Below are 25388 nucleotides of genomic sequence, written 5' to 3' on the forward strand. Positions count from 1 at the left end.
GCCGCACCCAAACGATAACCCTCCCCCCGTTGCCGGGGAAAGGGCGCGACGTGTCGGAATGAAAAGGGGATTACGTCTAGTGCGACGTGATCTGATGAGGAAGATCGTCCGGCTCGGCGAGCTCGCTATTGGCCGTCGAGGCCTCCAGCGCGGCCATCCGGAACAGGTAGGCCAGCGTCGCCAATCCGGTGTCTTCCGCCATCTGCGCGAGCTCGAGCGCCATGTCGGACATGTAGCCGAGGTTCTCGTCCTTGGTTTGCGCCATGATTTGGCTGTCTCGCATCATGTTCGACATCTCAGGCGCTCTTTCGTTGGGCGGCGGTGCGGCCGCAGAGGTTGGCACGGGCGATACAATCGAGACGCGGTCCGTCCTGATGGACGACGTTCTTCATCCCGATACGATCGCGAACGATGTCGAGCGAGTCCTGGCGGACCTCGATGGTCGCGGCCATGGTCCAGGAATCCTCGATCAGCGCCGGCAATCCCAGCGGCGTGACGACAAAGCCGATGTCGTGGAAGCGCGGCAGCCACCATGTCTCCATGACCAGGCAGAGCCGCTCGATGCCCTGGTCGAGGCAGAACTCCTGCGCCGCCGCCATCAGTTGCAGATTGAAGGCGCCGTCGCGGCGCTCACGCGTGACGAAGAAGCGCGACCACTCCCATATCTGCGGATCGTCCGGGCAGCCCCGCACCGCGGCGAGATGGGGGAAGACCTCGCTCATCATGGTCGGCTTGGTGGTCGGATACAGGCGATAGCCGCCGAGCACGCGGCGGTTCTCCAGAGCGAGCAGGTAGATCGCGTCGTCATTGTCATAGGCGTCGATCTCGCGGCCGTCGGGCCTGCGCAACGCCTCCCATTTTCGCTCTTCGACGAATATCTCGTGACGGACCCGGAAATGCTGATCGAGGACGTCTTCGTAGAGGTGCCGGTTGACGGCGGAAATGACATGAATCATGAATTCCCCCATGGCTTGCAATGGGGACAGCCTCAGCGAAAACGGCCGAACCGACTATTGGGAAATTTCCCAGTAGGCGAAGATTTCAGGGATTGATGATTCTTTGGCGGATCGCGATCGCGACCGCATGCGTCCGGTTGACGGCGCCGAGCTTGCGCGCAGCGGTTGCAAGATGCTCTTCCGCGGTGCGCTGCGTGATGTTCAGGATCTCGCCGATCTCCCAGGCGGACTTGCCCTGCGACGCCCAGGCGATCACCTCGCGCTCGCGCGGGGTCAGGCGCGCCGACGGATGCGGCGACGGCGCGAGCAGACGGCGAATGTGATCGAAGCCGTACATCGCGATCAGATGCAGTGCCGGCTTGCTGCGGGCATTGAGATCGAGATGAACGCCGCCGAGCGAGACGCCGGCCTCGTAGCCGGTCAAGCCGTGGATCGGCACGACGAAGCCGCGCGACATGCGGAAATCGGCGGCGCGCCGCATCACCTCCACCGCACCCGGCTCGAGGTCGGCGTCATAGGGCGCTTCCGACCATTCGAACGGGTTGACCGTATGCCGGCACTTCCGGATCACGGGATCGACGCGGTCGTAGCTCTTTGCGGTATAGAGGCTGAACCACTCCGCGGGCCATTTCTTGGCCAGCACCATCTGGGAAAAGCGCTGATCGGGATTCGGCAAGCCGGTCACGATGATATGCTCGAAGCCGTAGCGGCCGAACGTCATCGCAAGCGCATCCATGGCATCCGGAACCCTGCCAAAGGCTCCCAGCCCTTCGATGAAGTCCAGCGCTTCCCGGCCATAATCCACGGCGGACATCGGTTCGTTTCCTGACCCTCGCCGTTCCGTATAGCACGTCTTTGGGGACGGCCTCAATTCACCGCGTCCGTAGTTTCCCGGTGCGACATCGGCACCGATGATTTAATCTACTTGTGGAGGAAGTGACGTCAAGTTACACCTAAGACGTCTAGAGCGGGAAAGCCACGATGGAAGATGAGAACATCGCCCTCAACAGCGTGCTCGGCCTGGAATTGAACCGCGTGTTCTTCGCGGTCCACGATACGCCAAACAAGCAGAAGATCATCGAGTTCGCGCGCGACGTGCTGCAAAGCGAGCGCGCGGAGCGGCCGGGCAGCGTGTCGCCTGAGGGGCCGGCGAGCTAGAACGCGTTGCAACAAGCGCGAGGCCGATGAAGGAGATCGCGCGACACTGTCGTGCCTCCATTTGAATCCGCTGATTTTAGTCGAAACGCCCTGGTCGCGAAGTCGGGTTTCCTTCTGCCGCTTCGATCGACAGACACTTGCCGCTGGATGACATCACGGCTCTCGTGAGATGATCGTCACCACGATCGTCTTTTGGGATCCCTGTTCATGATGACGCTGCGCCAGGTTGAAGTGATCCGTGCCGTGATGGTGACGGGCACCATTGGCGGCGCGGCGAAGCTGTTGAACGTGTCGGCGCCGGGGATCAGCCGTCTGGTCAAATACACCGAGCGCTCGCTCGGCATCCGCTTCTTCCAGCGCCAGAACGGGCGCTATTTCCCGACGCCGGAAGCCGAGAACATCTTCGAGCAGATCAACGGCGTCTACAAGAAGGTCGACGATCTCTCCGAGATCATCTCCAAGATCGGCCGCGGCGGGTTGTCGGAACTGCGCATCGGCTCGGTGCCGAGCATCTCGCAGGTGATGGTGCCGCGCGCAATCGAGCGTGTCCGCCGCCGCTACCCCGATCTCGGCATCGACATCAACATCCTCAAGCTCGAGGAGGCCATCGACTATCTCATGCTCGGCCGCGGCGAGTGCGTGGCGATGAGCTACCGGTTGGAGCATTCCGGGCTCGACTTCATGCCGCTCGCCTCCGGCGAGCTCTATTGCATCGTGCCGCCCGGCCACGAGCTTGCCGACCGCAAGCAGGTCTCGGCCGCCGAGATTACCCGCTACCCGCTGATCGGCATCGATCCCAACGACCCCTACGGCCGGATCATGGCCGAGATTTTTACGCGCAACCGGCTGGAGTATAACATCACCATTCGCGCGCGGTTCGGCACCACGGTCTGCGCGCTGGTGAAGGCCGGGCTCGGCATCGCCATCATCGACCAGTTCACGGTCGCCCATGGCGGCTATCCCGGCATCGAGCTGTTGAAGATCACCGAGCCGACCCGGTTCGACACCTACATCGCGGTCAAACGCGGCGCGCCGCTGTCGCTCCATGTCGAGCATTTCATCGAGTCCCTGCGCACCGAGATGCGCGCGGTCGAGCCGTCCCGCGGCAACGGCAAGGCCGCTTCCGTGCGCGGGCGAAAGAAATAACATTATGTTAGGTTTAGAAGATAAATGGGTAATTGTGTTAGGCAGGGGAAAGACTATCGTCCCTCTTGGAATTGCGCGGATTTCCCCGCTAATGGCCCGACATCAACGCGCCTCACGAGACGATAGTGGATCATGTCTAGCCGCGGACCTGCTGCCCCCAAAAAGCTCCTGACCGGCCTGATCGGCGCGCCGATCGCCCATTCCGCCTCCCCTGCCATGCACGAGCGCGCCGCCGAGGCACTCGGCCTGCGCAGCCATTACCAGCTCATCGAAGTCGCCGGTGCCGATGCGACCGGTCTCAGCATGATGCTCGAGGGCGTGCGGCGGCTCGGCTTTGCCGGCGTCAACGTCACCTTTCCCTACAAGGAAGCCGTGGTGCCGTTGCTCGATGAGCTCGCGCCGGGCGCGGCCGCCATGGGCGCCGTCAATACCGTGGTCGTGAAGGATGGCCGGCTGATCGGCCATAACACCGACACGACCGGCTTTGCGCGCGCGGTGACACCGCTGCTGGCGCGCTCCGGAAATGCGGTGGCCGTGATCGGCGCCGGCGGCGTCGGCAAGGCGATTGCCTTTGCGCTGGCGGGTCTTGAGGTCTCCGACATCCGCATCTTCGACAGCGAACCGGCACGCGCCGAAAAACTCGCCGCTCTGCTCGCCAGGCATGGCGGCGCCAGAGTGACCGCAAGCGTCGAGGACGCGCTCGACGGCGCAACCGGCCTCGTCAACGGCACGCCGGTCGGCATGCTGCCGAGCCGGGGCATGCCGGTCCCGGCGGCGCTGCTGCACGACAAATTGTGGGTCGCTGATGCCGTCTATTCGCCATTGATCACGCCGCTCCTTGCCGCGGCGCAAGCGAAGGGCGCGCGGATCATGACCGGGCGCGAACTTGCGATCTACCAGGCGGCCGACGCCTTCGAACTGTTCACCAGCCTTGCCCCGTCGACCGACGTCATGGGAGAGGCTTTTGACGCCGTGATGGCAGCGCGCAGCGCCGCCTATCAGGCAGCTTGAGGCGAAGCGGCCGGACACAAGGCCGCTTGCAAAATTGGAACGGGAGGAGAGGACGATGAAATCAACGCTAATGGTGGGCGCGCTGCTCACCGCAATCACGACGACGGGCGCCTTCGCACAGGCGATCAAGCTTGCCGACGTCGCCGAGCTCTCAGGTGGCGGCGCCACCGTCGGCACCAACTGGAAGAACGGCATTGACCTCGCAATCGAGGAGATCAATGCCAAGGGCGGCGTGCTTGGCCGCAAGTTAGAGGTCACCCACGCCGACTCGCAGTCGAACCCGGGCGTGGCGCGCGCACAAGTGCAGAAGGCGCTCGACGCCGAGCCCTATGTGTTGCTCGGGCCCGGCTATTCCGGCTCGGTCAAGGTCACCGCGCCGCTCGCGGCCGAAGCCGGCATCACGCAGATCATGGGCGGCGAAGCCGCCGAGCTGACGCAGGCCGGCAACAAGTTCCTGTTCCGCACCTCGTTCGGCCAGCAATCTTCGATGCCGAAGGTCGCAAAATACATCCACGACGACATGAAGGCGAAGACGGTCGCGGTGGTCTGGGTCAACAATGACTTCGGCCGCGGCGGGCGCGACGTCGTCATCAAGGAACTTGAGCGGCTCGGCTCCAAAGTCGTCGCCGACCTCTCAACCGAAGCGGGACAGGCCGACTTCGCCGCCGACGTCGGCAAGATCAAGGCTGCCAATCCCGACGCCGTGTTCGTCTATCTCAACGAGGAAGAGAGCGCGCGCATCCTGAAGGAGCTGAAGCGCCAGGGCGTCACCGCGCCGCTGATGGGCGAGACCACGCTGATCGGCCAGAAAGTGATTGAGCTCGCGGGTGACGCCGCCAACGGCGCGCGCGGCCATGTCGGTCTCACCACCGATGCCCCGGTCGACCTGATCAAGGGTTTCCGCGACCGCTTCTCGAAGAAGTACAATTACGTGCCCGACCATAACGGCCTGAAGGGCTACCTCGCCGTCTACATGGTGAAGGCCACCACCGAGAAGATGGGCAAGGTCGATTCCAAGGCGTTCGCCGACACGCTGCATGGCCTGACCATCAAGGCCGCGGACGAGCCGGGCATCTTGATGGACGTCACCTTCGATCAGAACGGCGATATCGACCGCCAGAGCTTCCTGGTCGAGGTCGTCGAAGGCAAGCAGGTCGTGAAGCAGGTGCTGCCGAAGGTGAAGTGAAGCGATCTGGTCTTTCACCTCTCCCCGCTTGCGGGAGAGGTCGGATCGCATCGAAGATGCGATCCGGGTGACGGGGAAGCTCCACGAGTCCAACTATCAGCGACCTGGCGGAGATTCCCCCTCACCCCAACCCTCTCCCCGCAAGCGGGGCGAGGGGAAGTCAGAACGGCGAGAGGGGAAAATGTCCAATCTGTTCGATCTTCTGGTCGCGGGGCTTGCCACCGGCGCGATCTATGCGCTGGTCGCGGTCGGCTTCACATTGTTGTGGCAGACCTCGCAGACGATCAATTTCGCGCAAGGCGAGTTCGTGATGCTGCCGGCGTTCCTGATGCTGGCGGCGATGCATGCCGGCGCGCCGTTCTGGTTCGCGATCATCCTCGGCATCCTACTCTCGATGACCCTGCTCGGCCTCGCCTTCAAGATGCTGCTGGTCGATCCGATGATGCGTCATGGCGTGCTGCCGCTCGCGATCGCGACCATGGCGCTCGCGATCGGCATCAAGGAGGCCGTCAAACAGTTCTTCAGCGCCGAGGCCTCATCGTTTCCGTCGATCGTGCCGACGGGTGATATCTCGATCCTTGGCCACGCGGTCTCGCTGCAAAGCATCGGCGTCCTCGTCGTCGCCATCCTTGCCGTCTTCGGCCTGACCACGCTGCTCAACCGCACCTCGCTCGGCCATCAGATGCAGGCGGCGGCGCAGAACCCGACGGTCGCGCGCATTATCGGCGTGCCGGTCGAGCGCATGATCCTGCTGACCTTCCTGATCAACGCTTTCCTGGTCGCGCTTGCTTCGCTGCTGATCACGCCGATCTATCTGGCGAAGTTCTCGAGCGGTGAAGTGCTGGGCCAGGCCGCGTTCATCGCGGCGATCGTCGGCGGCTTCAACCAGGTGCGCGGCGCGATCGCCGGCGGCGTTCTGATCGGTGTGCTCGACAATCTCGCGGCCGCCTATGTCTCGACGCAGTACCGCGCCGCCGTGCCGATGATCTTCCTGATCGTCGTCATCCTGTTCCGGCCGCAAGGACTGCTGGGCCGCGCCGAGGAGCGCACGGTATGAGCGGCTTCGCCAAACCCCTGAAGATCGCGCTCGGCCTCATTGTCATCGCCGGCGTGATCGTCATTCCCATGAACTTCAACCGCTACGGCCTGTTCATCCTGAGCCAATGGGCGGTGATGACCATCGCCGCGATGGGCCTCAACCTCACGCTCGGCTATGCCGGCCAGGTGTCGTTGGCGCAGGGTGCCTTCGTCGGCATCGGCGCCTATGCTTCTGCGATCATGACGACACACGGCTGGCCGCTGCCGGCGGCAATCGTGGTCGCGATCGTGCTCGCCTTCGCAGTCGGCTGGGTGCTGGGCTATCCCGCGCTCCGCGTGCAGCATCACTACCTCGCCTTCGTCACCCTCGCCTTCTCCACCCTCGCCTTCCTCGTGTTCCGCAACGAGAGCTGGCTCACCGGCGGCATCTACGGAATCTCCAACGTTCCGCGTCCCCATATCTTCGGGATTGCGACCAACAAGCCGCTGCCGTTCTACTACGTCTGCCTCGGCTCGCTCGCGATCGTGTCGGTCGCGGTGTGGTGGCTGATCCGCTCGCCCTGGGGCCGCGCCTTCATGGCGTTGCGCGAAAATCCGCTGCGCGCGCAGTCGCTCGGCATCGACACCCGCCGCTACACGCTGATGGCGTTCGCGATCGGCTCGGCGCTCGGCGGCGTCGCCGGTGCGCTCTATGCGCCGCTGACGCAATATATCGACCCCGTGCCGTTCAACCTGTCGCTCTCGCTGGACCTGCTGATGATGGTGATCGTCGGCGGCGCCGGATTCTATTTCGGTCCCTTCCTTGGTGCGATGATCGCCGTGCTGCTGCCGGAGTGGCTGCGCTTCACCGAGGGCTATTATCTGATGCTCTACGCGATCGCGGTGATGGGGCTGCTGATCTGGTCGCCGACCGGCATTTTGGGAATCCTCGACCGCTACCTCGCCGAACGCCGCACCAAGGCGGCTTCCGCGCTGCGCGCCGTCGCAAAGTCCCGGCTGGAGACGGTGCAATGAGTGCGGTGCTCGAAGTCACCAACATCAAGAAGAGCTTTGGCGGCATCACCGCGGTCGACGGCGTCTCCTTCGACGTCCGCGAGGGCGAGATCCTCGGCCTGATCGGTCCGAACGGCTGCGGCAAGTCGACCTTATTCAATTGCATCCTCGGCCAGCTCACGCCATCAGGCGGTGAGGTCAAGCTCGACGGCAAAGTCGTCACCGGCCTGCGCCCCGCCGAGCTCAACAAGCTCGGCGTCAGCCGCACCTTCCAGCTCTTGCAGGTGTTTCCAAAACTCTCGGTGCGCGAGAATTTGATCCTCGCGGGCCAGGAGCATCAGGGCAACATGGCCTCGCGCCTGGTCGGCCGCTCCGATGCCGGGCTGACTGAAACCGCCAACCAGATGATCGGCTTTTTCAAGCTCGACCACCTCGCCGCCGAACCGGCTGGTGGCCTCTCCTACGGCCAGCAGAAGCTGCTCGATGCCGCCATGGCTTTCATGGGCGGCCCGCGCCTGGTGCTACTCGACGAACCAGCAGGCGGCGTCAACCCCTCGATGCTGACGGATCTCAAGGAGCGGCTGGTCGCGATCAACCGCGAGAAGAACGCCACCTTCGTCGTGATCGAGCACAATATGGAGTTCGTGATGTCGCTGTGCTCGCGCGTGATGGTGATGGCGGAAGGCAAGGTGCTGGCGATGGGGCGACCGGACGAGGTCCGTAAGAACCCGGCCGTGATCGAAGCCTATCTCGGACATTGAGGAGTTTGCGGTGAGCGACACGATCCTCTCGGTTCAAAATCTCGTCGGCGGCTACGGCAAGATGACGATCTTGAACGGCACGACATTCGCGGTGCCGCAGGCGACCATCACCACGATCATCGGCCCGAACGGCGCCGGCAAATCGACCGTGTTCAAGGCGATCTTTGGCCTGCTCAAGCTGCGCGAGGGCAAGATCAGCTTCGCGGGTCGCGACGTCACGAATCTGAGCCAGCGCGCGCTGCTCAACGCCGGCATCTGCTATGTGCCGCAGGGCCGCAACATCTTTCCCGAGCTGTCGGTGCGCCACAATATCGAGCTCGGCGGCGTCGCCGCCGGAAAGAGCCTCGACCTGCCGGCGCGGATCGAGGCGGCACTCGACCTGTTTCCCGCGCTGCGCCGCAAATCGACGCAGCAGGCCTCGACTCTCTCCGGCGGCGAACAGAAGCAGCTCGAGATCGCCCGTTCGCTGCTGCTCGAGCCAAAGCTGGTGCTGATCGACGAGCCCTCGATCGGCCTGTCGCCGCTGATGGTGCAGCAGACCTTTGACATCCTGAAAGGTCTGCGCGACCGCGGCGTCACCATCCTCATGATCGAGCAGAACGCGCGCTCGGCGCTGGAGATCTCGGACATCGGCATCGTGCTCGAGCTCGGCCAGACCCGCATGACCGACAGGGCGGAGCGCATCCTGAACGATCCAAGGATCGGCCAGCTCTTCCTCGGCGGCGCCATGGAGGAGGGTGCGGCATGAGCGCGCCAATGCGCATCGCAATTGCCGGCGCCGGCCTGATCGGCCGCCGCCATGTCGAATTGATCGACGCTTCGCCGGATTGCGTGCTGGCCGGCATTGCAGATCCCTCCCCCGCCGCGAAAGAATTTGTGCAGAGACGCAATACGCCCTGGCATGCGGATCACCGCGAGCAGTTGGCGCAGGAAAAGCCCGACGGCTTCATCATTGCCTCGCCCAACGCGCTGCATCTCCAGATGGCGCTCGACTGCGCGGAGGCCGGTGTGCCCGCACTGATCGAGAAGCCGGTGACCGACACGGTCGCGGCCGCGCAGCGCCTGTGCGCGGCGATCAGGCGCAGCGGCGTGCCGATGCTGGTCGGCCATCACCGCCGGCACAATCCGATCATCAAGGCCGCGCGCGAGACTGTGGCGACCGGCAGGCTTGGCCAACTCACCGCCGTGGTCGGACTATGGCTCCTGAAGAAGCCCGATGATTACTTTGGCGTGACCTGGCGGCGCGAGCAGGGCGGCGGTCCGCTGCTCATCAACCTCATCCACGACATCGACAATCTCCGCTTCATTTGCGGCGAAATCACCGAGGTGCAGGCGCTGACCTCGAACATGGTTCGCGGCTTCGCCGTCGAGGACACGGCCGCACTGCTGCTGCGTTTCGCCAATGGTGCGCTGGGGACCGCGACCGTATCGGATGCGACACCGGCGCCGTGGAGCTGGGAGCTCGCGTCGGGCGAGAACTCCGCGTATCCAAAGCAGCATCAGCCCTGTTACATCTTTTCCGGCACCCAGGGATCACTATCCATCCCGAATATGGAGCTGTGGTCCTATGCGCAACAGCCCGGCTGGCATATGCCGCTGTCGCGCCAAACGATTGCATCGGCGGCGCTCGACCCGCTGGCCGAGCAGCTCCGGCATTTCTGCGCGGTGATTGCGGGCCGCGAGCAGCCGCTGATTTCCGCCGAAGACGCAATGGGCACGCTCGCGGTCGTCGAAGCCGTCAGCGAGGCCGCACGCACGAGCCAAAAAATATCGCCGGGCCGAATCATGGAGCAGGCAGCATGAACAAGCGCTCGATCGCGACCGTTTCCCTCTCAGGGGCCCTCGACGAAAAGCTCCGCGCCATCGCAGCCGCCGGCTTCGAAGCGGTCGAGATTTTCGAGAACGATTTGCTGTCGTTCGGCGCGGGTCCACGTGACATCGCAAAACTCTGTAAGGATCTCGGTCTCGAGATCTGCGCGTTCCAGCCGTTTCGTGATTTCGAGGGCATGCCGGAGCCGCAGCGTTTGCGCAACTTTGCCCGCGCCGAGCGCAAGTTCGACCTGATGCAGGAGCTCGGCACCGATCTGCTGCTGATCTGCTCCAACGTCTCCCCTCACTCGCTCGGCGGCATCGACCGCGCCGCGGATGATTTTCGCGAGCTCGGCGATCGCGCGACCAGGCGCGGCTTGCGGGTCGGCTACGAGGCGTTGGCCTGGGGTCGGCATGTCAACGACTACCGCGATGCCTGGGAGATCGTGCGCCGCGCCGATCATCCCGCGATCGGGGTGATCCTCGACAGTTTTCACGCACTCGCGCCCGGCTTCCCGGTCCGCGCCATGGCCTCGATCCCCGGCGACAAGATTTTTCTGGTGCAGCTTGCCGACGCACCAAAGCTCGAACTCGACATCCTGTCGTGGAGCCGGCACTTCCGCTCCTTCCCCGGCCAGGGCGATCTGCCGGTCGGCGAATTCATGCAGGCGATTGCCGCGACCGGCTATTCCGGTCCATGGTCGCTGGAGATCTTCAACGACCAGTTCCGCGCCGGCTCGGCGGCGCAGACCGCGGTCGACGGCCTGCGCTCGCTGATCCTGTTACAGGACCAGCTCGCACCGGACTGGCCGAATCTCGTCGGCGGGCCGCTGGCGCCGAAGGCCAGGAGCAGCGGCACGGGCTTCATCGAGTTCGCCGTCAACGAGACCAAGGCCGGCGAGCTCGCGCATCTGTTTTCACAGCTCGGCTTCCGCAGAAGCGGCAAGCACCGCAGCAAGGCTGTGGAGCGCTGGTCGCAGGGCAAGGTCGAACTCGTGATCAATTGCGAGACCGACGGCTTTGCGCATTCGCATTACGTCACGCACGGTCCCGGCGTCTGCGCCATCGCGCTCGACGTCGACAATGCCGGCCTCGCCATGCAGCGGGCCGAAACGCTGAAGGCGCGCACCTTCTACCAGCCGGTCGGTCCGGGCGAGCTGGAGATCCCCGCGATCCACGGCGTCGGCGGCAGTCTTCTCTATTTCCTCGACCGGGCCGGCCAGAACTGGGATACGGATTTCGCGCCTGTTGCGACCGATGCAAGCGCGGATGCGCTGCTCGCGGTCGATCACATCGCGCAGTCGATGCCCTATGATGAGATGCTGTCCTGGCTGTTGTTCTACACCGGCATCCTCGACCTCACCCGCCTGCCGCAGATGGAGATCGCCGACCCCCGAGGCCTCGTGCAGAGTCAGGCCGTCATCAACGCCGACCAGAGCCTGCGCTTCGTTCTCAACGGCTCCTCGGCCAACCGCACGCTGCCAGCGCGCTTCATCTCGGAGTTCTTTGGCTCGGGCGTGCAGCACGTTGCATTCGCGTGCAACGACATCTTTGCCACCGTCGCCGCGATGCGCGCCCGCGGCGCGGATTTTCTCGACATCCCTGACAACTACTACGACGACATCGAAGCCAAATACGACCTTGCGCCCGAAATGATGGCAAAACTCCGCACCAACCACATCCTCTACGACCGCGAGGGCGACGGCGAGTTCTTCCAAGTCTATACCCACATTTTTGATGAGCGTTTCTTCTTCGAAATCGTGGAGAGACGGAGCTACCAGGGATTTGGTGCGGCGAATGCCGGGATCAGGCTCGCGGCGCAGGCGCGCGAAGTGCGCCCCGCGAGTATGCCGCGGGTTTAGGCACCTCTTCACCTCGACCCGCTTGCGGGCAGAGGTCGATCGCACAGCGATCGGGGGAGGGGCCCTCCGCGAATCCAACTCTCACCGTGATTGCGGAAGCAGCCCCTCACCCTAACCTCTCCTCGTAAGAACGGGGAGAGGGAGAGGAGAGAGCTCACTTCATCGGGCATTTGTCGTGGAATCGATCCTGGTCATCAGTGACGATGGTGGCAACGGTCTTCAGCGAAAGCTCGCCCCCGGCGCCCTTCACCACGTCCTGCAGATAGAAGTTCTGGATCGGGATGTGGTTGTTGCCGTATTTGAACGAGCCACGCAGCGACTTGAAGTTGGCCTTCTCCATCTCGGCCTTCATCGCATCTTTCTTGCTGGTGTCGCCCTTCACAGCGACCACGGCGCTGTTGATGAGCTGGGCCGCGTCATAGGCTTGTGCGCCGTAATAGGTCGGACGGAGCCCGGTGTACTTCTTGCGATAGTCTGCGACAAAGCGCTTGTTCTGCTCGTTGGGGAGATCGTTGACCCATTCCTGCGCGCCGGGTACCCCGAGTGCGTTCTCCTTCTGGAGCGGCAGCGACAGCTCGTCGACGGTGAAAGCCGTATAGAGCGGCATCGTGCTCTTCAGGCCGGCCTGCGCATATTGGTTGAGGAACTGCACGCCGGCCGCACCGGGATAGAACACGAAGATCGACTCGGCGCCCGAAGCGCGCGCCTTGGAGAGCTCGGCGGAGAAGTCGAGCTGGCTCGGCCAGACCGTATATTCCTCGCCCTTGATCTCGCCCTTGAACGTGCTCTTGACGCCCGCGAGCATGTCCTTGCCGGCGGCATAGTTCGGGCCGATCAGGAACACGCTTTTGACGGCGTTCGCGTTCATGTAGAGGCCCACGGCGGCCGGCGTCTGGTCGTTCTGCCACGAGGTCGAGAACACGTATGGCGAGCAGAGTTCGCCCGCGAGCTGCGACGGGCCGGCATTGGCCGAGATCAGGAAGGTCTGCGAATCCACCGCGGTCTTGAGCGAAGCCAGCAGCACGTTCGACCAGATGTAGCCGACGATGAAGTCGACATGATCGGACTGCACCAGCTTCTCGGTCTTCTGCTTACCGACATCTGGCTTCTGGCCATCATCCTCGTAGATCACCTCGACCGGCTTGCCATCCATCTTGCGGCCCATGTGGTCGAGCGCGAGCTCGAAGGAGTTACGCATGTCGTTGCCGATCACGGCGGTCGGGCCGCTGAAAGTCGAGACGAAACCGATCTTGATGGTGTCGCCGGCGAATGCCGGGCTTGCCAGCGCAAGCGCAGCCGCGCCCGCCAGCCAGAATGCCGTCCTCATAACCACTCCCCTCCGTATTATTGATCCCGGAAACGGGGTGATCGCCGCCCGGGGCCTGTCTCTATTGAACGCAAAATCTGTCGAGCCGCCAATGGCTCAGCACCTGCCCCTGCACCATATTTCGCCTCAATCGGGCATGGCAAGAAATATAATTCTACTTACTTCGACCAAGGACTGGTCCAAGGCTGCGGCGCTTTCTTTCGGAGACTGTCGATACGCCCAGCCTATTCCGTCATTGATGACGGCTATTGGACCGCGGCGCCCAATCCGCACTTAAATGAAGGATAGCAGCAGCAAGATTCGAGGGTGCATCATGGCCGCAACTCCCCATCGCGTCGTCATCGTCGGCGCCGGCTTCGGCGGGCTGGAGACGACCTACCGGCTCGCAGGCAGCCCGGTCGAGATCACGCTGATCGACCGCCGCAACCATCATCTGTTTCAGCCGCTGCTCTACCAGGTCGCGACCGCCTCGCTTGCGACCAGCGAGATCGCCTGGCCGGTGCGTCATCTCATGCGCGACCGGCGCGAGGTGACGACGCTGTTTGCGAACGTCAGTGGCGTGGACGCGGAGAAGCGTCGGGTGCTGCTCGATGACGGCAGCGAGGTACCCTACGACACGCTCGTACTTGCGACAGGGGTCCGCCACGCCTATTTCGGCCATGACGAATGGGAGCAGTTCGCGCCTGGACTGAAAACGCTGGAGGATGCGACCACATTGCGGCGCCATATCCTGGTGGCGTTCGAACGCGCCGAGCGTGAGACCGATCCAGCGCGGCGCGCGGCACGGCTCACCTTCGTCATCATCGGCGCTGGACCAACCGGTGTCGAACTAGCCGGCACCATTATAGAGCTGGCGCGGCACACGCTGCAGCCGGACTTCCGCAACATCGACACCACGAAGGCGCGCGTCGTGTTGATCGAGGCGGGGCCGCGCGTGCTCGCCGGTTTCGCCGACGATCTCTCCGCCTATGCGCAGGCCTCGCTCGAAAAAATCGGCGTCGAGGTCGTGCTGGGCCAGCCCGTGACCGAGGTCGATCGCGACGGCGTCGTCTATGGCGGACAGCGGCTGAACGCGAAAACCATGATCTGGGCCGCTGGCGTGCGCGCCTCACCCGCCGCCGAATGGCTGGGCGCGCCGGCCGATCGCGCCGGGCGCGTGCAGGTCGAGGCCGATCTCACCATTCCGGGCCATCCCGAGATCTTTGCGATCGGCGACACCGTGACGATCAACGCCTGGGACGGCAAGCCGGTGCCCGGCATCGCGCCGGCCGCGAAGCAGCAGGGCCGCCATGTCGCCGAGACGATCAAGGCCCGCTTGCGCGGCGCGGCGACGGCCCCGTTCCGCTACAAACATTCCGGCAGCCTCGCCCAGATCGGCAAGGGGCTGGCCGTCATCGATTTCGGCCGGATCAAACTGCGCGGCACCATCGCGTGGTGGATCTGGGGCATCGCCCATATCTACTTCCTGATCGGTCTCCGGCACCGCCTCAGCGTCGCGCTCAGTTGGCTCTGGATCTACGCCCGCGACCAGCGCGCGGCACGGCTGATCACGCAGGGCTCAAGCAAGGTGGTGGGGTAGCGCGGCTTCTTTTTACCGATCCCTGGAGGGCCCCTCCAGGGGAGGGTGAAGAAGCGCCCGCAGCTACATCGCTACTTCACCAGCTCGCACCCGCCCTCCGCCATCGGACGGAACGCCTGCTCCGCCGGGATGGTCGAAACCAGCTTGTAATAGTCATATGGATATTTCGATTCCTCCGGCTTCTTCACCTCGAACAGATACATCGGATGCACAACGCGCCCATCCTGACGGATCGCGGTGTCACCGAATAGCTTGTCCCTGCCTTTGAACTTCTTCATCTCCGGTACGACGTCCTTGGCGTTGTCGCTGCCTGTGACCGCGACCGCGTTGAGATAAGCGAGCGTGGAGGCATAGACGCCGGCCTGGTTGCCACTCGGCATCTTGCCGTTCATACCGGGCCGCGCGGCGAAGCGCTTGGCGAAGGCGCGGGTGTCGTCGTTCATATCCCAGTAAAAGGCTTCCATGAGCTGGAGGCCCTGCGCGACCTTCAACCCCATGCCGTGCACGTCGTTGATGAAGAGCAGGAACGCGACGAGCTTCTGGCCGCCCTGCTGGATGCCGAACTCGACCGCCTGCTTCACGGCATTGATGGTGTCGCCGCCGGCATTCGCCAGCCCGATCACCTGCGCCTTCGAGCCCTGCGCCTGCAACAGGAACGAGGCGAAGTCGGAGGTGCCGAGCGGATGCTTCGAGGAGCCGAGCACCTTGCCGTCGTGCCCCTCGATATATTTCTGCGCCTCCGCCTCGATGCCCTTGCCGAGCGCGTAGTCGACCGTGAGGAAATACCAGTCCTTGCCGCCGCGCGACATCATCGCAGCCGCCGTGGTGTTTCCGGTCGCCCAGGTGTCGTTGACCCATTGGATGGTGTTGGGCGAGCAGGCCTTGCCGGTGAGATCGGCGCTCGCGGTCGATGATGCGAGGTACGTCATGCGGCTGCCGCGCAACAGCGTGTTGATGGAGAGTCCGACCGCCGAATTCGGCACGTCGACGATGGCATCGACGCCTTCGACATCAAGCCATTTGCGGGCGATGGCACTGCCGACATCGGCCTTGTTCTGGTGGTCGGCATAGACGACCTCGACCTTGATGCCCTTAGCTCCGCCGTTGAAATCCTCCGCCGCCATGCGCGCGGCTTCGACCGAGCCCATGCCGTTGGTATCCTGGAAAATTCCGGAAATGTCGTTGAGCACGCCGACGCGAACGATATTGTCCGATATCTCGGCGCTCGCCGCGCCGCTCATAAGGCTCGCAGCCAGTACGAGCGGCCACTTCAGATACTTCATCGTTCCCTCCCCTGTTTGATTTGCCGTCGCGGTCAGGCCGGCGTGATGGCGACCGGCAGGCTGTCGAGCCCGCGCAGCGTGTTGTTGAAGCGGCGGCGCGGCTCGCCCGTGATCTCGATCGTGGCGACACGACGCGCCAGCGCCGTGAGCATCGTCTCGCCCTCGAGTCGCGCAACGAGCTGCCCGACGCACATGTGGATGCCCGAGCCATAGCCTACATGGCCGGACGTGCGGCGGGTGATGTCATAACTATCGGGCTTGTCCCAGCGTCGCGGATCGCGATTGGCGGCAGCAAGAAACATCAGCACTTTCTCGCCCTCGCCGATGGTCGCGCCGGACAGCTCGACATCGCGCGTGGTGGTGCGAAAGAAGGTCTGCACCGGGCTTTCGAAGCGCACGGCTTCTTCGAAGGCGTTGCGCGCAAGCGTGAGATCGCCGCGGAGGCGCTGCCACTGGTCGGGGAAGCGGGCGAGGCAATAGAGGGCCGCGCCGACGCCGTTGACGGTGGTGTCGAGGCCGGCCGAGAGCAGTGAGCGCACCAGCAGCGGCGCTTCCGTGGCCGTGATTGCGCCCTCATCGACATGGGCGTGAATGCAAGCGCCAATGCCGCCGGGCGTGAGATTATCGCGCTGACACTGGTCGGTGACGTAGGCCTGATGCGGAGCCGAGCGCTCGATGGCGTCCTGCCGCAACTGATTCGGCGGCCCAAAGGCATTGAAGACCACACTCGCATAGGGAATGAGGTGCTCGCGGCCCTCCGGCTTCAACCCGAGCGCATCCGGAAAGATCGAGAGCGGATAGGCCTCGGCGAGGTCCGCGATGGCATCGAAGCTGCGCTTCTCGATGAGCATGTCAACCCGCTCCTCGGCCGCTGCTTCAAAGCGGTCGCGAAGCCCCTTCATCACAGTCGGCGACAGCACCTTCGACAAAACGGCGCGGGTGCGGGTGTGTTCAGGCGGATCGGCCTCGAGGATCAGGCTCTGCGGCCGCCACGGCGTCTCTTTCTTGAAATCGGACAGACCGGCGCCGCGGCTGGAGCAGAAGGTCATGGGGTCGTTCAGCACGGCATGAACCTCGGCATGCCGGGCCACGCCGTAGACGTTCCATTTGTCGAGATAGACCACCGGCCCTGTCTCCCGCAGCAGCTCATGCGTGGGATAGGGGTCGGCAAAAAAGTTCATCGCGAAGGGATCGACGTCGAGATGCGGGACGCCGGTCGCTGAGGAATCGGGTGCGCTCATTGAAGTCCTCCCTCATTTTGATCTTGTGAAAGGGTGGCGCATGCCCTTAGGTCTGCAGGCACGCCGCGAGTCAGACACCCGATATGCCGCCTTCGACCAGATCCCGACAGAAGCCCGCGCCCGCTGAGACGGGACCGACGCTCGATCTCGACCGTTACGTGCCGGCCTTCATCACCTTCATCGCCAACAAGCTCTCGAACAGCGCGACTGCCTTCTATCAGCGGCAGTTCGGCGTCAACGTCACGGAATGGCGGATCATGTCGCTGCTGGCGATCGAGCCCGGCATTCCGGCCTCGCGCATCTGCCACGTCATCGGCTTCGACAAGGGCCCGGTGAGCCGAACGCTTGCGGGGCTGGAGAAGCGCGGGCAGGTGTCGATCCGCACCGATCCGAACGACGGCCGCACCCATTCGATCTCGCTGACGGCGCGAGGTCGCGCCACCCATGACAAGGTGATCGTCGCGGCCTTCGAGCGCGAGCGGCGGCTGTTGTCCTGTCTGAGCAAGGACGAGCGCGAGGTGCTGGTCGATCTGTTGCGCCGGCTGCACGAGAATTTGGGTACGGTGACGGGGAGCACCGACACCTGAGGCCCGCCATCGCGGGCGCGCGATATTGCTGCCTTCAGGCAGGCGCTGGTGTTTGCCGGCGGCACCCTCTCTGCCGAGCATTATTTCCTCCGATATCCGGCGCAGCGGTTCCCCCGCCGTCATCCTTGTTTGGAACGGTTCGCATAAATTAGTTGCTTGAGCAACAAAATAATCATGCAGGATATTGCGGAAGAATGGCTGGCTCATTTTGCCGCGCTGCCCCATCGCCGTCATTGCGACGAGGAGCGAGCGTGCCTAACTCTATCTTTATCCCTGAAAAGCTACAGGCCGATCCACTCGGCCGACCCATCATCGTTCAACCGTTTCACCGCATCCGCGCGGCGCGTCAGCACCGTGCGCTGATTGATGTAGCCCTTGTCGGTGATTTCGCCGCCATCCACCGACGGCGGCTCAACGAGCAGCAGCGCACGCGTGGCGTGGCCGGAGGAATTGGCGCCCTGCTGCTTCATTCTTGCAAGACCTTGCGCGATCGCGGTCCTGACCTTGCCATGCATCAGCACATCATCCACACCGGCCGTCTCGGGCAGGCCGGCATGGGCGCGACAGGCGATGATGTTCGGGAACACCAGCAAGCGCACCTCATCGCCGCCATGACCGGCGACGACGATGTCCTGCACCAGCGGCGCCAGCGCAGCGATCCCGGCAACGCGCAGCGTGCCGACGCTGACCCAGGTCCCGGAATTGAGTTTGAAGTCTTCCGCGACGCGGCCATCGAAGAACAGGCCGCGCTCAGGCCGCCCGGCGTCTGCAAGCTTCACGGCGTCGCCGATGAGATAGAACCCCTCCTCATCGAACGCCTGCTTCGTCAGCTCCGGTGCCTTCCAATAGCCGGGCGTGACGTTGGGACCGCGCACGCGCACTTCCAGCTTGTCACCGGAGGTGACGAGCTTCAACTCCGTTCCGGGAATCGGCACGCCGATATTGCCGGAGCGTTCGGCGAGGAAATGGCAGTCGGTCGCCAGCGGCGAGGTCTCGGTCGAGCCCCACGCCGAGACCATCGGCAGCGCGCGGCCGACGGTGTTGATCGAAAGCTCTTCGAGCGCATCCCAGAGACTTTGCGGCAGCGCCGCGCCGGCATAGAAGGCGAATTTCACCTCGTCGAAAAAGCGGCGGCGCAGATCCTCGTCGCCACGCAGGGCCGTGATCAGCATGTCGAAGCCGCGCGGTACGTTGAAATAGACCGTCGGCATCACGCTTTTCAGATTGGCAAGCGAGGTCGCGAACAGGCCGGGCGCAGGCTTGCCGCCGTCGATATAGAGCGAGCCGCCGTTACGCAGGACGAGGTTGAAATTGTGGTTGGCGCCGAACGTATGGCTCCAGGGCAGCCAGTCGAGAATGACGAGATCGCCGGGCCCCTGCTCGAGAAAGGTCCAGGTCTGCGCCTTGGCCTGCTGGCTCGAGGTCAGCATGCGCTGGGTGTTGATGACGGCTTTCGGCGTACCGGTCGAGCCCGAGGTGAAGAGGAATTTTGCGATCGTGTCCGGCGTCACCGCGGCAAAGGCTGCTGCGACGTCGGGCGTCTCGGACGTCGCGGCGATGGTGCGGAAGGCTAGCGCGTCGGCGTCCTCGCCATTGCCGCTGATGATCTGCGCCGTGTGGAGCGGCTTGATGGCGGCCAGCGCCGCCGCGAACGGCTTTGTGGCCGAGATGTAGATTGCGCCCGGCTCAAGCAACGCGATCATGCTTTTGAGCTTGTCGAAGTCTTTGGACATCAGCGAATAGGCCGGCGAGATCGCGGCTGAGGGCACACCGACATGCTGAGCGGCGAGCGCGAGCAGCGCGTGATCGATGCTGTTGTCGGAGAGGATCACGAGCGGACGCTCCGCGCCCAAGCCCTGCGCCAAAATCCAGGATGCAGCCGCTCGTACCTGCCGCAGCGCCTGTGCATAGGTGACCATGGCCCAGGGCGCCTCGGCGTTGCCGCGCTCGGCGAGGAAGACCTTGTCGGGCGTCTGTCGCGCAAAATGCTCCAGCCAGTCGCCGATGCAGCGCGCATCTTCGCGTAGAGGCTCGGACGAGCGCAGCACGATGCTGCCGTCGGCGCGATGCTCGGCTGTGGTCTTTGGCGTTGCGAACAGGTTCGAGGCATCACCGCGTGGGGCGGTTGTCATGGTTTCCTCCTCCACCCGGATGTCCGGATCGGCCGCAGCCTCGTTCCGGGCTGCTTTGGCCACAATGTTGGGCAGGACGATTGTTGTCGTCAACAACAATCTTCCGCTTGAGCCGTCGAGGCGCTAAGATCGCCCGGCAGGAGACACGATGTGACAGCCAGCGCAGATCGAGCCGACACCCGCCCTTCCCCACGCAAACGCGCCGGCAATGGCGCAGCGCGACGGAACGACGCGGACGAGATCGGCCTCGATGCGCTGGTCGGCCACGCCGGTTATGCCGTGCGGCGCTTCCAGATCTGGGTTTTTCAGGACTTCATCAAGACGCTCGGCGATGTCGACATACGGCCGACGCAATATTCGGTGCTGACGGTGATCGGCGCCAATCCCGGGCTGTCGCAGATGGCAGTCGCCAAGCGTCTCGGCATCGAGCGCGCCCGGCTGGTGCATCTGCTCGACAGTCTCGAGAGCCGCAAGCTCGTGAAGCGGGTCAGGTCGAAGGCGGACCGGCGCTCCCACGCCTTGCACCTCACCGCGCAGGGCGAGACAGCGCTGGAGAAGTTCAAGCGGCTCGCCGCCGAGCACGAGCGGCATGTCGAGGACAAGATCGGCAAGGCGAACCGGGAGCAGCTGCTCCAGATCCTCGCTTGCTTCACTTGATCCCGCCCGCCCATGTTTTGGGCAGATGCACGTAACAGGGCGCTGCCGCGAGAGCCTGGCCGGCAATCGAAATATCCCCCAACCTACTGATCCTTCGATAGTATCCTGGATGCCGCGCCTGCCCGGATTCTGTACACAATGGCACATGGCTTGCTTCATTCCGGGTGAGGACAAGTTGCCGGAGTTTTGTCGCCATGAAGGCTGAACTGGGGGCTGAGCAGCCTGAAACGATCGCCGAGATCGTGGCCGCGCATCGCGCGGGCACGCTCACGCCGGTACAGACGGTCGCGCGGACCTATCAGCGCATCCGCGACCACAACGATCCCGCCATCTTCATCAGCCTGCGCGACGAGAAGAACGCAATCGCGGAGGCCGAAAAGCTCGCCACGCGCGCGGATGCCGCCAGCCTGCCGCTCTATGGCGTGCCGGTCGGGGTGAAGGACAATATCGACGCACTGGGCTTTCCGACCACGGCGGCCTGCCCGGCCTTCTCCTACACCCCCACGCATGATTCCACTGCGGTGGAGCGGCTGCGCGCCGCCGGCGCGATCATCATCGGCAAGACCAATCTCGATCAATTCGCAACCGGCCTGGTGGGCGTGCGCTCGCCCTACGGCATCCCGAAGAACTCGATCCGCGAGGATCTCATTCCTGGCGGATCGAGCTCGGGATCGGCGACAGCAGTCGGCGCGGGCCTCGTGCCGCTGTCGCTCGGCACCGATACCGCCGGCAGCGGCCGCGTGCCGGCGATGCTCAACAACATCGTCGGGCTGAAGCCGAGCCTCGGCATGATCTCGACGGCAGGCCTCGTGCCGGCCTGCCGTACGCTCGACTGCATCTCGGTGTTCGCACTGACGGTCGACGATGCCGCGCTCGCGTTGTCGGTGATGGCCGGCCCCGACCAGGCCGATCCATTCTCGCGCGACCGGCCGCTTGGCGCTCTCACGCCGTTCCCCGCAAACTTGCGCCTCGGCGTGCCGCGCAACGGACAGCTGATCTTCTTCGGCGACAAGAAGGCGGAGGCCGCCTACAGCGATGCGCTGAAGCGCTGGACGTCGCTCGGGGTGACGTTGATCGAGTTCGACCTGGAGCCGTTCTACGAGACGGCGCGGCTGCTCTATGAGGGGCCCTGGGTCGCCGAACGCTATCTCGTGATCAAGAATCTGCTCGCCTCTGCGCCCGACTCGATCCATCCGGTGACGCGCGAGATCACCGCGGCCGGCGCGCGGCTCACGGCGGCGGAAACCTTCTCGGCGCTCTACCGCCTGCAAGGTTTGCGCAAGATCGCCGAGCGCACCTTCACCAATATCGACGCGCTGGTGCTGCCGACCGCGCCGACGGCCTATACGACAGCGCAGGTGCTGGCCAATCCGGTCGAGCTCAACAGCCGGCTCGGCACCTATACCAATTTCGTCAATTTGCTCGACTTGTGCGGTCTCGCGCTGCCGGCGGCGATGCGCGCCGACGGCATTCCGTTCGGCATCACACTGCTCGCCCCCGCGGGCCACGACGCCATGCTCGCAAGCATCGGCCGTGTCTTCCATGCCGACACCAAGCTCACCGTGGGCGCCAAGGGTGTGGCGCAGGCACCGCTTGCCCAGCTTGCCGCGAGCAGCAGCGACGAGATTCCGATCGCGGTGGTCGGCGCGCATCTCTCCGGCATGGCGCTGAACGGTGAATTGAAGGCGCTGGACGCGAAGCTGATCGAGGCGACCAAGACTTCGCCGGACTACAAGCTCTATGCGCTTCAGACCACGCCGCCGAAGCCCGGCATGCTGCGCGTCGAAGCCGGCAAGGGCACGGCGATCGAGCTGGAGATCTGGTCGCTGTCGTCGTCCGCCTTCGGCAAGTTCGTCAATGCAATCCCCGCGCCGATGGCGATCGGCACGATCAGGCTTGCGGATGGACGTCGTGTGAAGGGGTTTCTCGTCGAGCCGGAGGTGCTGAGTGACGCCCGCGACATCACAAGTTATGGCGGCTGGCGTGCCTATGTGGCGGAAGCTGCGACGGCGCAGGTTTCGTAGGGTGGGTTAGCCCTGCGGCTGCGCGAAGCGCAGTCCGCTGGCGTAACCCACCTCTTCTGTTTCCGCAGATACGGACAGTGGTGGGTTACGCCTACGGCTAACCCACCCTACAAGATCAGACCGACACCGCGTAAATCTCGTACTCTCCGCGCACCAGCTCGATATGCGCGCGCATCGCAGCCGCCGCGCCCTGCTTGTCGCCGCGCATGATGGCGACGACGACGCGGTCGTGCTCGGCTTGCGATTTGGCGAGGCGGCCAAGATTGCGGAACTGGGCGCGGCGGAACGGCTGCACGCGTACGCGCGTCGCTAGCGTGATCTCGGCGATGTAGCCGTTCTGCGATCCCGCATAGATCGCGTTGTGGAAGCGCTCGTTGACCTCGTGGAAGCGATCGGGATTTCCGGCGTAGCTCAGCACCCGCAGCTCCTCGTGGATGGCTTCGAGCCCATGGCGCTCGGCGGCCGACATGCGCTCGGCCGCGAGGCCGGCGCACAACGCCTCCAGCTCCGCCATCGCCTCGAACATGCTCGTCAGCCGTTCGAACGACGGCTGCGCGACGACCGCGCCGCGATGGGGCCGCGCCTCGATCAGGCCGCTTGCCACAAGCTGACGCAACGCCTCGCGGACCGGCGTGCGCGAGACGCTGAAGCGCCGTGCGATGTCGGTCTCGTCCAGCGGCGAGCCGGGGGCCAGGGCGCCGCGCACGATCTCGTCCGCAAGCTGCAAACGCAGCTCCTCGGCGCGCGTGACCTTCTGCACCGACGGCAATGCCCGGTCGACGCGCGGCACTACCGGCTCGGCCGGCAGTATCCCCTGCGGAAAATCGTCAAGCGTCATACGGTCAGGTCTCTTTCGACTCGTCGATGATGCTGACATGGGCAGCGACGACGCGCCAGCCCTCCGGGAAGCGAATCCAGGTCTGCATCTGCCGACCGACCTTGCCGGGAGCCGTGTCGCGATAGAACAGGGTGGAGGCTACTGCCGCATCCCGGCCGTAGCTGGTGATCACGGTTTTCGCAGTGCGGCGGTTGAGGCCGAACGGCGAGCGGCCGGCGCGGAAGCCGGCGATCGCCTCGTAGCCATAGAGGTTCTCGCCGATGCCGTAGCGCAGCGTGCGGGAGTCGTTGCGAAAGAGCTCGCCGAGCACGGCGACGTCGTTGCTGACGAGAGCCTGCTCGTAGCGCTCGAACGCGGCTTGGACTTCCGCGAGCACGTCGGGGAGATCGATCTCCATTCTAAATTCCTCTCGGCGACGGTGCGGCGACTACGCCCAGCTTTTCCAATGCGTACGCGACCCGCAGCGCGATGTCCTCGCGCCAGGGCGCGGCAATGATCTGCACGCCGATCGGCAGCGGCTCGAGCGGTACCGGGACGGCGACCACCGGCAGGCCGATGAAGGAGATCGGCTGGGTATGGATGCCGATATTGGCGCGCACCGGCAGCTCAACACCGTCGAGATTGAAGTTCACTTGGCCGAGTTTTGGCGCAGTGCAGGGCGTCGCCGGCGCGAGCAGCACGTCGACCGATTTGAAGATCTCGGAAAACTGTGCGCGATACCAGCGGCGGAATTTCTGGGCGCGATCGACCAGCGGCGCCGGCACCATGGCGCCCGCAATCAGCCGGTCGCGCACGGCGGGATCGAAATCATTCGGGCGCTTGCGCAGGCGATCGAGATGCAGCGAGGCGCCTTCGGTGGTGCTGATGACGTAAGCGGCAGCGCGGGCACGCGAGGCTTCGGGCACGTCAACCACTTGCGTTGCGCCAAGTGCCTTGGCGACACGGCTGACGGCTTCGACGGCTTCCGGAAATAGGTTCTTCTGGAAATAGCCTCCTGCGATCGCGATGCGCAGGTCCGAAACCGGATTGGCGAGCAGCGGCGTCGTCGGTTCCAGACCGCGCATGGTGCAGGCGGCATCGTCGGCATCCGGCCCCTGCATCGCGTCATAGGCGAGCGCGAGATCAGTCGCCGAGCGCGCGAACGGGCCGAGATGATCGAGGCTCGCGACGAACGGGAAGGAGCGCGCGCGCGAGAGCCGGCCATAGGTCGGCTTCAGGCCAAAGATGCCGCAGAACGAGGACGGCACGCGGATCGAGCCATTGGTGTCTGAGCCCAGCGCGATCGGCACCAGAGCGCCGCCGACGGAGCCGCCCGAACCGCCGGACGAGCCACCGGTCATCCGCGTGGTGTCATGCGGATTGCGCGAGGGACCATCATGGACGTTCTCGCCGGTGAAGTCGTAGGCGTATTCGCCCATGTTGAGCGCGCCGACGAGAACGGCGCCGGCCGCTTCCATGCGCTCGATCAGCGTGGCGTCGCGCGTCGCGGGAGCACGATCGCGATTTATCTTCGAGCCGGCCCGCGTGGCGAGACCCGCGACATCGAACAAGTTCTTCACGGCGAAGGGCACGCCGGCGAGCGGGCCGACGTCCTTGCCCGCGGCGATATCGGTATCGATCGCACGCGCCTTGGCACGGGCGCGCTCGGCGGTGACATCGGTGAAGGAGTTGAGGATGGTGTCGTGCTGGTTGATCCGCGCGAGCGCTGCTTCGGTGACATCGAGCGCGGACATCTTGCTGCCCGCAACCGCACTTGCGATCTCGGCAGCGGTCATCTCTGGCTTGGTGGTCATGGCAGCG

At 64.4% G+C, this 25388-nt stretch carries 24 protein-coding genes; 14 read left to right on the forward strand and 10 right to left on the reverse strand.

Annotated features, from left to right (window positions below; genetic code table 11):
* Positions 1-76 precede the first annotated feature (76 nt).
* From JJE66_RS08570 to JJE66_RS08580, 3 genes are all read right to left on the reverse strand, one after another.
* Positions 77-295, reverse strand: coding sequence for a hypothetical protein (locus JJE66_RS08570; protein ID WP_200513797.1), 219 nt, complete (start codon positions 293-295; stop codon positions 77-79).
* A 1-nt stretch (position 296) separates the two neighbouring features.
* Positions 297-956 (reverse strand): acyl-homoserine-lactone synthase, encoded by a 660-nt coding sequence (locus JJE66_RS08575; protein WP_200513798.1) that lies wholly within the window; start codon positions 954-956, stop codon positions 297-299.
* A gap of 85 nt (positions 957-1041) precedes the next feature.
* Positions 1042-1770 carry a LuxR family transcriptional regulator gene (locus JJE66_RS08580; RefSeq protein ID WP_200513799.1) on the reverse strand — a complete coding sequence of 243 codons (729 nt, stop codon included), beginning with the start codon at positions 1768-1770 and terminating at the stop codon, positions 1042-1044.
* A 167-nt stretch (positions 1771-1937) separates the two neighbouring features.
* Between JJE66_RS08580 and JJE66_RS08585 the strand changes: the two genes are divergently transcribed.
* The 10 genes from JJE66_RS08585 (at position 1938) to JJE66_RS08630 (ending at position 11920) form a co-directional block, all read left to right on the forward strand.
* Positions 1938-2114, forward strand: a complete 177-nt coding sequence (locus JJE66_RS08585) for a hypothetical protein (protein WP_200513800.1) — start codon at positions 1938-1940, stop codon at positions 2112-2114.
* Between the two features lie 207 nt (positions 2115-2321).
* The gene (locus tag JJE66_RS08590; protein WP_200513801.1) at positions 2322-3260 is read left to right on the forward strand and encodes a LysR family transcriptional regulator; all 939 of its coding nucleotides are present in this window, start codon (positions 2322-2324) and stop codon (positions 3258-3260) included.
* A gap of 132 nt (positions 3261-3392) precedes the next feature.
* Entirely contained in the window at positions 3393-4271 is an 879-nt protein-coding gene (locus JJE66_RS08595) for a shikimate dehydrogenase (protein ID WP_200513802.1), read from the forward strand.
* Between the two features lie 55 nt (positions 4272-4326).
* The gene (locus JJE66_RS08600; protein ID WP_200513803.1) at positions 4327-5457 is read left to right on the forward strand and encodes an ABC transporter substrate-binding protein; all 1131 of its coding nucleotides are present in this window, start codon (positions 4327-4329) and stop codon (positions 5455-5457) included.
* Between the two features lie 181 nt (positions 5458-5638).
* The gene (locus JJE66_RS08605) at positions 5639-6514 is read left to right on the forward strand and encodes a branched-chain amino acid ABC transporter permease (protein WP_200513804.1); all 876 of its coding nucleotides are present in this window, start codon (positions 5639-5641) and stop codon (positions 6512-6514) included.
* Positions 6511-7509: a branched-chain amino acid ABC transporter permease gene (locus JJE66_RS08610; protein ID WP_200513805.1), complete on the forward strand. Its 999-nt coding sequence runs from the start codon at positions 6511-6513 to the stop codon at positions 7507-7509. The genes JJE66_RS08605 and JJE66_RS08610 overlap by 4 nt, the downstream gene beginning before the upstream one ends.
* Positions 7506-8249 carry an ABC transporter ATP-binding protein gene (locus tag JJE66_RS08615; protein WP_200513806.1) on the forward strand — a complete coding sequence of 248 codons (744 nt, stop codon included), beginning with the start codon at positions 7506-7508 and terminating at the stop codon, positions 8247-8249. The genes JJE66_RS08610 and JJE66_RS08615 overlap by 4 nt, the downstream gene beginning before the upstream one ends.
* Positions 8250-8259: 10 nt before the next feature.
* Positions 8260-8997, forward strand: a complete 738-nt coding sequence (locus tag JJE66_RS08620) for an ABC transporter ATP-binding protein (protein WP_200513807.1) — start codon at positions 8260-8262, stop codon at positions 8995-8997.
* Positions 8994-10052 carry a Gfo/Idh/MocA family protein gene (locus tag JJE66_RS08625; protein WP_200513808.1) on the forward strand — a complete coding sequence of 353 codons (1059 nt, stop codon included), beginning with the start codon at positions 8994-8996 and terminating at the stop codon, positions 10050-10052. Before JJE66_RS08620 ends, JJE66_RS08625 begins: the two co-directional genes overlap by 4 nt.
* Positions 10049-11920: a bifunctional sugar phosphate isomerase/epimerase/4-hydroxyphenylpyruvate dioxygenase family protein gene (locus JJE66_RS08630; RefSeq protein ID WP_200513809.1), complete on the forward strand. Its 1872-nt coding sequence runs from the start codon at positions 10049-10051 to the stop codon at positions 11918-11920. Before JJE66_RS08625 ends, JJE66_RS08630 begins: the two co-directional genes overlap by 4 nt.
* Positions 11921-12074: 154 nt before the next feature.
* Here JJE66_RS08630 and JJE66_RS08635 read toward each other — a convergent pair whose 3' ends face one another.
* Complete coding sequence (locus JJE66_RS08635; RefSeq protein ID WP_200513810.1) at positions 12075-13247, reverse strand: ABC transporter substrate-binding protein; 1173 nt, start codon at positions 13245-13247, stop codon at positions 12075-12077.
* 313 nt (positions 13248-13560) lie between these two features.
* On the opposite strand from JJE66_RS08635, the gene JJE66_RS08640 reads away from it, so the two are divergent.
* Positions 13561-14826, forward strand: a complete 1266-nt coding sequence (locus JJE66_RS08640) for an NAD(P)/FAD-dependent oxidoreductase (RefSeq protein ID WP_200513811.1) — start codon at positions 13561-13563, stop codon at positions 14824-14826.
* A 71-nt stretch (positions 14827-14897) separates the two neighbouring features.
* On the opposite strand, the gene JJE66_RS08645 is transcribed toward JJE66_RS08640, so the two are convergent.
* Together JJE66_RS08645 and JJE66_RS08650 are read right to left on the reverse strand one after the other, a co-directional pair.
* Positions 14898-16109: an ABC transporter substrate-binding protein gene (locus JJE66_RS08645; protein ID WP_200513812.1), complete on the reverse strand. Its 1212-nt coding sequence runs from the start codon at positions 16107-16109 to the stop codon at positions 14898-14900.
* Between the two features lie 32 nt (positions 16110-16141).
* Positions 16142-17350 carry a cytochrome P450 gene (locus tag JJE66_RS08650; RefSeq protein ID WP_200513813.1) on the reverse strand — a complete coding sequence of 403 codons (1209 nt, stop codon included), beginning with the start codon at positions 17348-17350 and terminating at the stop codon, positions 16142-16144.
* A gap of 83 nt (positions 17351-17433) precedes the next feature.
* Between JJE66_RS08650 and JJE66_RS08655 the strand changes: the two genes are divergently transcribed.
* A complete protein-coding gene (locus tag JJE66_RS08655) occupies positions 17434-17937 on the forward strand; it encodes a MarR family winged helix-turn-helix transcriptional regulator (protein WP_200513814.1) in 504 nt (167 codons plus the stop codon).
* 281 nt (positions 17938-18218) lie between these two features.
* Here the strand turns inward: JJE66_RS08655 and JJE66_RS08660 are convergent, their stop codons facing one another.
* Positions 18219-20069, reverse strand: coding sequence for a feruloyl-CoA synthase (locus JJE66_RS08660; protein ID WP_200513815.1), 1851 nt, complete (start codon positions 20067-20069; stop codon positions 18219-18221).
* Positions 20070-20219: 150 nt separating this feature from the next.
* Between JJE66_RS08660 and JJE66_RS08665 the strand changes: the two genes are divergently transcribed.
* Both JJE66_RS08665 and atzF read left to right on the forward strand, forming a co-directional pair.
* The gene (locus tag JJE66_RS08665) at positions 20220-20726 is read left to right on the forward strand and encodes a MarR family winged helix-turn-helix transcriptional regulator (RefSeq protein ID WP_200513816.1); all 507 of its coding nucleotides are present in this window, start codon (positions 20220-20222) and stop codon (positions 20724-20726) included.
* 194 nt (positions 20727-20920) lie between these two features.
* Positions 20921-22750, forward strand: a complete 1830-nt coding sequence (atzF, locus tag JJE66_RS08670) for an allophanate hydrolase (protein WP_200513817.1) — start codon at positions 20921-20923, stop codon at positions 22748-22750.
* Positions 22751-22865: 115 nt separating this feature from the next.
* Here atzF and JJE66_RS08675 read toward each other — a convergent pair whose 3' ends face one another.
* The 3 genes from JJE66_RS08675 to JJE66_RS08685 are packed head-to-tail and all read right to left on the reverse strand — an operon-like array spanning position 22866 to position 25381.
* On the reverse strand, positions 22866-23588 hold the full coding sequence (locus JJE66_RS08675; RefSeq protein WP_200513818.1) for a GntR family transcriptional regulator: 723 nt from the start codon (positions 23586-23588) through the stop codon (positions 22866-22868).
* Between the two features lie 4 nt (positions 23589-23592).
* Entirely contained in the window at positions 23593-23985 is a 393-nt protein-coding gene (hpxZ, locus tag JJE66_RS08680) for an oxalurate catabolism protein HpxZ (protein WP_200513819.1), read from the reverse strand.
* A 1-nt stretch (position 23986) separates the two neighbouring features.
* Positions 23987-25381, reverse strand: coding sequence for an AtzE family amidohydrolase (locus JJE66_RS08685; RefSeq protein ID WP_200513820.1), 1395 nt, complete (start codon positions 25379-25381; stop codon positions 23987-23989).
* Positions 25382-25388 lie beyond the last annotated feature (7 nt).

This window comes from Bradyrhizobium diazoefficiens (assembly GCF_016612535.1).
Lineage (GTDB): Bacteria > Pseudomonadota > Alphaproteobacteria > Rhizobiales > Xanthobacteraceae > Bradyrhizobium > Bradyrhizobium diazoefficiens_C.

Excerpts from the sequence above, each read along its gene's own strand:
- JJE66_RS08650 (WP_200513813.1), bottom strand. The coding sequence starts at position 17,350 with ATGAGCGCACCCGATTCCTCAGCGACCGGCGTCCCGCATCTCGACGTC.
- JJE66_RS08640 (WP_200513811.1), top strand. The coding sequence starts at position 13,561 with ATGGCCGCAACTCCCCATCGCGTCGTCATCGTCGGCGCCGGCTTCGGC.
- JJE66_RS08655 (WP_200513814.1), top strand. The coding sequence starts at position 17,434 with ATGCCGCCTTCGACCAGATCCCGACAGAAGCCCGCGCCCGCTGAGACG.
- JJE66_RS08605 (WP_200513804.1), top strand. The coding sequence starts at position 5,639 with ATGTCCAATCTGTTCGATCTTCTGGTCGCGGGGCTTGCCACCGGCGCG.
- JJE66_RS08645 (WP_200513812.1), bottom strand. The coding sequence starts at position 16,109 with ATGAAGTATCTGAAGTGGCCGCTCGTACTGGCTGCGAGCCTTATGAGC.
- JJE66_RS08585 (WP_200513800.1), top strand. The coding sequence starts at position 1,938 with ATGGAAGATGAGAACATCGCCCTCAACAGCGTGCTCGGCCTGGAATTG.
- atzF (WP_200513817.1), top strand. The coding sequence starts at position 20,921 with ATGAAGGCTGAACTGGGGGCTGAGCAGCCTGAAACGATCGCCGAGATC.
- JJE66_RS08600 (WP_200513803.1), top strand. The coding sequence starts at position 4,327 with ATGAAATCAACGCTAATGGTGGGCGCGCTGCTCACCGCAATCACGACG.
- JJE66_RS08610 (WP_200513805.1), top strand. The coding sequence starts at position 6,511 with ATGAGCGGCTTCGCCAAACCCCTGAAGATCGCGCTCGGCCTCATTGTC.
- JJE66_RS08675 (WP_200513818.1), bottom strand. The coding sequence starts at position 23,588 with ATGACGCTTGACGATTTTCCGCAGGGGATACTGCCGGCCGAGCCGGTA.
- JJE66_RS08580 (WP_200513799.1), bottom strand. The coding sequence starts at position 1,770 with ATGTCCGCCGTGGATTATGGCCGGGAAGCGCTGGACTTCATCGAAGGG.
- hpxZ (WP_200513819.1), bottom strand. The coding sequence starts at position 23,985 with ATGGAGATCGATCTCCCCGACGTGCTCGCGGAAGTCCAAGCCGCGTTC.
- JJE66_RS08635 (WP_200513810.1), bottom strand. The coding sequence starts at position 13,247 with ATGAGGACGGCATTCTGGCTGGCGGGCGCGGCTGCGCTTGCGCTGGCA.
- JJE66_RS08630 (WP_200513809.1), top strand. The coding sequence starts at position 10,049 with ATGAACAAGCGCTCGATCGCGACCGTTTCCCTCTCAGGGGCCCTCGAC.
- JJE66_RS08575 (WP_200513798.1), bottom strand. The coding sequence starts at position 956 with ATGATTCATGTCATTTCCGCCGTCAACCGGCACCTCTACGAAGACGTC.
- JJE66_RS08615 (WP_200513806.1), top strand. The coding sequence starts at position 7,506 with ATGAGTGCGGTGCTCGAAGTCACCAACATCAAGAAGAGCTTTGGCGGC.
- JJE66_RS08660 (WP_200513815.1), bottom strand. The coding sequence starts at position 20,069 with ATGACAACCGCCCCACGCGGTGATGCCTCGAACCTGTTCGCAACGCCA.
- JJE66_RS08685 (WP_200513820.1), bottom strand. The coding sequence starts at position 25,381 with ATGACCACCAAGCCAGAGATGACCGCTGCCGAGATCGCAAGTGCGGTT.
- JJE66_RS08625 (WP_200513808.1), top strand. The coding sequence starts at position 8,994 with ATGAGCGCGCCAATGCGCATCGCAATTGCCGGCGCCGGCCTGATCGGC.
- JJE66_RS08590 (WP_200513801.1), top strand. The coding sequence starts at position 2,322 with ATGATGACGCTGCGCCAGGTTGAAGTGATCCGTGCCGTGATGGTGACG.
- JJE66_RS08570 (WP_200513797.1), bottom strand. The coding sequence starts at position 295 with ATGTCGAACATGATGCGAGACAGCCAAATCATGGCGCAAACCAAGGAC.
- JJE66_RS08595 (WP_200513802.1), top strand. The coding sequence starts at position 3,393 with ATGTCTAGCCGCGGACCTGCTGCCCCCAAAAAGCTCCTGACCGGCCTG.